Annotated in this window: 5 protein-coding genes and 1 pseudogene; 2 read left to right on the top strand and 4 right to left on the bottom strand. The window is 72.4% G+C overall.

Going from position 1 to position 6,695, the window contains the following annotated elements; translation table 11 throughout:
- Positions 1-256 (bottom strand): annotated as a pseudogene (locus HO151_RS02925) (hypothetical protein); the annotation flags it as partial.
- A gap of 107 nt (positions 257-363) precedes the next feature.
- Positions 364-1,575 (bottom strand): pyridoxal phosphate-dependent aminotransferase, encoded by a 1,212-nt coding sequence (locus tag HO151_RS02920; protein WP_173894552.1) that lies wholly within the window; start codon positions 1,573-1,575, stop codon positions 364-366.
- A gap of 320 nt (positions 1,576-1,895) precedes the next feature.
- On the opposite strand from HO151_RS02920, the gene HO151_RS02915 reads away from it, so the two are divergent.
- Entirely contained in the window at positions 1,896-2,732 is an 837-nt protein-coding gene (locus tag HO151_RS02915; protein WP_173894551.1) for a serine protease, read from the top strand.
- 15 nt (positions 2,733-2,747) lie between these two features.
- On the opposite strand, the gene HO151_RS02910 is transcribed toward HO151_RS02915, so the two are convergent.
- Positions 2,748-4,373: an amidohydrolase family protein gene (locus HO151_RS02910; RefSeq protein ID WP_173894550.1), complete on the bottom strand. Its 1,626-nt coding sequence runs from the start codon at positions 4,371-4,373 to the stop codon at positions 2,748-2,750.
- A gap of 9 nt (positions 4,374-4,382) precedes the next feature.
- The gene (locus tag HO151_RS02905; protein ID WP_173894549.1) at positions 4,383-5,666 is read right to left on the bottom strand and encodes an amino acid deaminase; all 1,284 of its coding nucleotides are present in this window, start codon (positions 5,664-5,666) and stop codon (positions 4,383-4,385) included.
- 209 nt (positions 5,667-5,875) lie between these two features.
- Here HO151_RS02905 and HO151_RS02900 point away from each other — a divergent pair.
- Positions 5,876-6,695 (top strand): sugar kinase (locus HO151_RS02900; protein WP_254594668.1); only part of this gene is annotated, 820 nt, incomplete at its 3' end.

Below are 6,695 nucleotides of genomic sequence, written 5' to 3'. Positions count from 1 at the left end.
CGCCCCCGCTCGCGGTGACGGCCGCACGGACCGGCGGACGCCCGCCGCGCAGCCGGGTCACCTGCTCGGCCAGCCGCTCCGCGGCGGCGTCGAGTTCGGCGGACGGTTCGAGACCACGGAGCTCGTCCGTGACCGTGAGCAGTGCCGCCAGATGACCGGCGAGCTGGATGTCCAGCTCCTCCTCGCGCGACCGGTGGGGGAAGTCGGCGGTGCCGGCCATCGAGTGCACCGACTTGGTGCGGATCGGTTCGTACATGGGAGATGGCCTCCTGTGTCCTGGCAGGAAGCCATCCTAGCTTAGATTCCGTCTAAAGTTACGCAGGTTCGGGAAGCGATTCCGGACCGCCGCGCACCTCACCCGCGTCAGGTCTGCCCGTACCCGTCCAGGAAGGTGCCGATCCGCGTCACCGCGTCCGTCAGGTCCCGCGCCGTGGGCAGGGTGACGACCCGGAAGTGGTCCGGTTCGGGCCAGTTGAAGCCGGTGCCCTGCACCACCATGATCTTCTCGGTCCGCAGCAGGTCCAGCACCATCCGCCGGTCGTCCTTGATCTTGAAGACCTTCGGGTCCAGGCGCGGGAAGAGGTAGAGCGCCCCCTTCGGCTTCACGCACGTCACACCCGGGATCTGCGTCAGCAGCGCGTGCGCCACGTCCCGCTGCTCCCGCAGCCGCCCGCCGGGGAGCACGAGGTCCTTGATGGTCTGACGGCCGCTGAGGGCGGCGACCACACCGTGCTGACCGGGCATGTTCGCGCACAGCCGCATGTTGGCGAGGATCGTCAGCCCCTCGATGTACGAGTCGGCGTGCGCCCGGGGCCCCGAGATCGCCATCCAGCCGACCCGGTACCCGGCCACGCGGTACGCCTTCGACATGCCGTTGAAGGTGAGTGTCAGCAGGTCCGGGGCGACCTTGGCGGTCGGGGTGTGCACGGCCTCGTCGTACAGGATCTTGTCGTAGATCTCGTCCGAGCAGACCAGCAGGTTGTGGCGGCGGGCGATGTCGGTGAGCCCGCGCAGCATCGCCTCGTCGTAGACCGCGCCGGTCGGGTTGTTCGGGTTGATGATCACGATCGCCTTGGTGCGGTCGGTGACCTTCCGCTCCACGTCGGCGAGATCGGGCATCCAGTCGGACTGCTCGTCGCAGCGGTAGTGCACGGCGGTGCCACCGGAGAGGGAGACGGCGGCGGTCCACAGGGGGTAGTCCGGCGCCGGTACGAGCACCTCGTCGCCGTCGTCCAGCAGGCCCTGCATCGCCATCACGATCAGCTCGGACACGCCGTTGCCGATGAAGACGTGCTCGACGTCCGTCTCGATGCCGAGGGTCTGGTTGTGCATCACCACGGCCCGGCGCGCCGCGAGCAGGCCCTTCGCGTCGCCGTAGCCGTGCGCGGAGGAGACGTTGCGGAGGATGTCCTCCAGGATCTCCGGCGGGCAGTCGAAGCCGAACGCGGCGGGGTTGCCGGTGTTCAGCTTCAGGATGCGATGACCTGCCGCTTCCAGCCGCATCGCCTCCTCGAGCACCGGGCCCCGGATCTCGTAACAGACGTTGGCGAGCTTGGTCGACTGGATCACCTGCATGCCCGCGAGCTTACGGCCGGGCCGTGGTTCGCGCGGAGTGTTTCCCGCCACGTGAGACGTGCGGCTCGGGTGTGCGGGGCTTGGCCGCCCTGCCGCCCCGCGGCCTTGCGTGCTTCGCGGGTGCGGGTGCGCCGTGGCCGGTCGCGCAGTTCCCCGCGCCCCCAGGGGTGCGGGGCGCGCGGGCGGCTTGATTCGGGTTCTTGTCGGGGTGGGGCGGGCCCCTCACAATGCGCATGACAAAACCTGAAGCCATGTGTGAAGCCATACGGGAAGCGGCCGGAAGACCTCCGGCCGCTCGCGTCGTAAGAGGGGACCCCCACATGAAGAAGCCTCTCCTTGCCGTGCTCGGAGCCCTGGTGACCGCAGGGACGGGCCTGGCCGCACCGGCGGCCGCCGCGGAGCCGTCCGCCGCCGCGGAACCGGCGGCCGTCACCTTCGCCGGCACCGTCTCGCTCAGCAACTGCTCCGGCTCCGTCGTGCGCCTCCCGGACTCGCAGGACGACGACCCGGCGCTGGTGATGTCGAACGGCCACTGCCTGGAGACCGGCTTCCCGGCCGCCGGCCAGGTCATCGTCGACCGGGCCTCCAGCCGCACCTTCGGCCTGCTGAACGCCGCCGGCACCCGCGTCGCCACCCTCCGCGCCAGCAAGATCACGTACGCCACGATGACCGACACGGACGTCTCGCTCTACCAGCTCACCACCACGTACGGGCAGATCAGGAGCTCGTACGGGATCAGCCCGCTGACACTGGACGACAGCCGCCCGGCCGCCGGCCGGGCCATCACGGTCGTCTCCGGCTACTGGAAGCGCACCTACTCCTGCGCCATAGACGGCTTCGCCCACCGCCTCAAGGAGGGCAGCTGGACCTGGAAGGACTCGGTCCGCTACACCTCCGCCTGCCGGACCATCGGCGGCACCTCCGGTTCGCCCGTGATCGACGACGCCACCGGCGACGTCGTCGCCGTCAACAACACCGGCAACGAGGACGGCGGACGCTGCACCGAGAACAACCCCTGCGAGGTCGACGCGAACGGCACCGTCACCGTCCGCGCCGGCATCAACTACGGCCAGCAGACCTACCAGATCCCCGCCTGCTTCGGCCTCGACAGCAAGCTCGACCTGAGCGCGAGCGGCTGCACCCTGCCCAAGCCGTGACCGGCCGGCGGGCGGTCAGCCGGTGGTGCGGCGGACCGCCCGTCCCGCCAGCACATCCGTCCGGCGGCCGTCCTCGATGACGAACCGGCCGTCGATCAGGACGTGCGGGATGCCGGTCGGCAGCGTACGGGGGGCGTCGAAGGTCGAGCCCGCGGCGACCGTCCGCGGGTCGAGGAGGACCAGGTCGGCGCGGTAGCCCTCGCGGACCAGACCCCGGTCGGGCAGCCGCAGCCGCGCCGCGGGCCGTGAGGTGAGGTGGGCGACGCACTCCTCCAGGCCGAGGACGCCCAGCTCCCGCACGTACCGGCCGAGGTACTGCGGGAACGTGCCGTACGCGCGCGGGTGCGGCTTGTCGCCCTGGAGGATGCCGTCCGAGCCGCCGGTGTGGACGCGGTGCCGCATGATCGTCCGCACGTTCTCCTCGTGGCCCACGTGCTGGAGGATCGTCGAGCCCAGACCGTCGTCGAGCAGCAGCCGGCGGGCGACGGTCCAGGGGGCCTCGCCGCGCGCGTCCGCCGACTCCTGGACCGTGCGGCCCACGTAGGACGCGAGCGCCTGGTCGGTCACGCCCGAGATCTCGATGGTCTCCCACTCCACCGGCACGCCGTGGCACCCGTCCGACCCCACCACCTCCATGTGGTGGCGGATCCGCTCGGCGGTGTCCGCGTCCCGCAGCCGGTCGAGGACCGCCGCCGGACCGCCCTCGCCCGCCCAGCTGGGCAGCAGCGCCACGAGCGTCGTACAGCCGGGTGTGTACGGGTACGTGTCCAGGCTGATGTCCGCCCCGCCCGCGAGCGCCTCGTCGACGAGCGCCAGCAGGTCGGCGCCCTTCCCCTTGTTCACGCCGAAGTTCATGGTGGCGTGCGCGAGGTGGAGGGCGCAGCCCGCCTCCCGGGTCAGGTCCACCATCTCCCGGTAGGCGTCCAGGGCGCCGGCCCCGTACGAGCGGTGGTGCGGGCAGTAGTAGCCGCCGTACTCCGCGACCACCCGGCACAGTTCGGTCAGCTCGGCGTCCCCGGCGTACATGCCGGGGGTGTACGTGAGGCCGGACGACATGCCGACCGCGCCCTCCCGCATCCCGTCGGCGACCAGCCGCCGCATCCGGTCCAGCTCCTGCGGCGTCGCCTCGCGGTCGTCCCAGCCGACGGCCAGCATGCGCACGGCGCCCTGCGGGATCAGGTAGGCGGCGTTCACGGCGATGCCCTCGCCGTCGAAGCCGTGGTCCAGGCGGTCCAGGTACTCGCCCACCGACCGCCAGGTGAAGTCGATGTTGTCCCCGCCGCCGTTCCAGCCGGTGATGGCCTTGCGGACCTCGGGGAGCGTGCGGTCGTCCACCGGCGCGTAGGACAGCCCGTCCTGCCCGATGACCTCCAGCGTGACGCCCTGGGCCGCCTTCGCGCTGTGATCGGGGTCCCGCAGCAGGGCGAGGTCGCTGTGCGCGTGCATGTCGATGAAGCCCGGGGTCAGCACGAGGCCCTCGGCGTCCAGCACGCGCCGGGCGACGGGCCGCAGGCACCCGGCGGCGGCCGCCTCCTGCACCACGGTCGTGATCCGGCCGCCCTCGATGCCCACGTCGGCCCGGTAGGAGGGGCCTCCACCGCCGTCGACGACGTCCACGTCACGGATGACGAGATCCATCATGGCGTGCTCCTAGAAGTAGGTGCGGATGTAGTCGACGACCGTGCCGTCCCGCTCGACGAGCGGGATCAGCTGCCACTTGTCGAACGCGGTGCAGGGGTGCGAGAGCCCCATCCCCACCCAGTCGCCCACCCACAGTTCGACGCCCTCGTCCGTACGGATCCAGGTGTGCTGGTCGGAGAGGGAGGCGACGGTGACGCCGTCCGCCGGCCGCTCGCCCTCCGCCGTCCGCACCACCTGCGCCTCGGGCAGGTCCAGGTCGTACGCCGCGTCGCGCTTGCCGGCGTTCGCGAAGGCCTGCCCGGCCGACGGCCGGGAGACGACCTGCGCCCAGAGCCGGAAGGCGGGGTGCAGGGCGCCCTCCTCGGGGATCCGGACGAAGGGCGTCACCTCGCGGTAGTGCCCGTCGTCGTGCGAGACGTACGCCCCCGAGCGCAGCAGCTTCAGTACCGGCAGCGACAGCCCGGGCAACTCGGCGAAGACGTCCGCCACCGCGTCGAACCAGGCACTGCCGCCCGCGCTCACCACGATCTCGTCCACCCCGGCCGGGCCGAACCGCCCCGCCTTGTCGAAGTCCACGGCCAGGGCGGTCAGCCGCCGCAGCCACGCCCGCACCCGTTCCGGGTCGGCGTCCGGCACCTCGCCCTCGTACCCCGCGACCCCCACCAGCCGCAGCGTGTCCGTACCGGCCACGGCGTCCGCGACGGCGGCGCACTCCGCCTCCGTGCGCGCACCGGTCCGGGCCCCCTCGCCCGCGCCCAGCTCCACGACGACGTCCACCGGCCGGGAGCTCCCCCGCAGCGCGGCGTCCATCAGCCCGACCCCGCGCACCGAGTCGACGTAACAGATGAACCGGAAACCGGGGTCGGCGGCCAGCTGGGCGGAGACCCAGGCCAGAGCGGCGGGATCCACCAGCTCGTTGGCGAGGAAGATCCGCCGGACGCCGAACGCCCGCGCCACCCGCACCTGGTGCGGCAGGGCGAGGGTGATGCCCCAGGCGCCGTGCTCGGTCTGCCGGTGGAAGAGCTGGGGGGCCATCGAGGTCTTGCCGTGCGGCGCGAAGGCGAGACCGTGGCGCTCCGCGTACGTCCTCATGAGCCGCAGATTGTGTTCGAGGCGCTCGGCGGACAGGGCGAGCACCGGCGTGGTGAACCCCCCGCTGAACAGATTGCGCCGCTGGGCGGCCAGCTCGCCGACGGTCAGGCCCTCGGCGTCGGGCGGGAGGCCCTTGAAACGGTGGTCGACCCGCTCGTCCGCGAGCGAGGCAAGACGTTCCGCGGCGGAGCCGACAGCCATAAAACCTCCCTGATCAGCCCTGTTGCACAGAACGCAACGGGCATTGCGTAGCACGCTTACTGCTGTCTAACATCTCGCCCAACGCCGGGTCAACGGAACCGCCCGGACCCGCAGCGCAAGGAGCCCCAGCCATCGTGACCCCCACCGGACCGTCCGACGCCGCCACGCGCCCCCCGGCCGACGCGGAGGTCGTCACCCTCGGCGAGTCCATGGTCACGTTCCTCCCCTCCCGCCCGGGCCGCCTCGCCGACGTACCGTCCTTCGAGCGCGCGATCGGGGGCGCGGAGTCCAACGTGGCCTGCGCGCTGGCGGCCGCAGGACACAGCGTGAAGTGGGTCAGCCGGGTCGGGGCCGACGGCTTCGGCGACCACCTCGTCGAGACCATCGGCGCGTACGGGGTCGACACCTCGGCCGTACGCCGCGACCCCGCCCGCCCCACCGGCATCTACTTCCGCACGGCCGGCGACCGCTCCACGGACGCCCACGAGGTGGCGTACTACCGCAGGGGCTCGGCGGCCTCGGCTATGGCCCCGGCGACCGTCGACCTGGAAGCGCTCGACTCGGGCCGCGTCCTGCACCTCTCCGGCATCACGGCAGCCCTCTCGCGGGACTGCCTGGCCCTCCTGACGGCACTCACCGCCCCCCGCCCCGGCCGCCCCCTGATCTCCTTCGACGTGAACCACCGCGAGGGCCTCTGGTCCGACCCCGCCACGGCGGGCACCACCCTCCTCACGCTCGCCCGCGCCGCGGACCTGGTCTTCGTCGGCGAGGACGAGGCGGAGACGGCCTGGGGCATCACCGGCGGCCCGGAAGCGATCCGCGAGGCCCTCCCGGAACCCCGCACCCTGGTGGTCAAGAGCGGCAGCACGGGCGCGACGCTGTTCGAGGCGCAGGCGCCCGGGGACCGGCAGCCGGGTACGGCGGCGAGGGGGCGTGTCGGGGGGTGTCCGCCCGCAGCGGCCCGCGCGTCGGCCGCAGTCCCTTCCCAGGCCCCCGATTCCGCGCCGGACCGAGGACGGACACCCCCCG

Source organism: Streptomyces sp. 8P21H-1, assembly GCF_013302945.1.
This window is presented reverse-complemented; position numbering and strand designations above follow the sequence as displayed.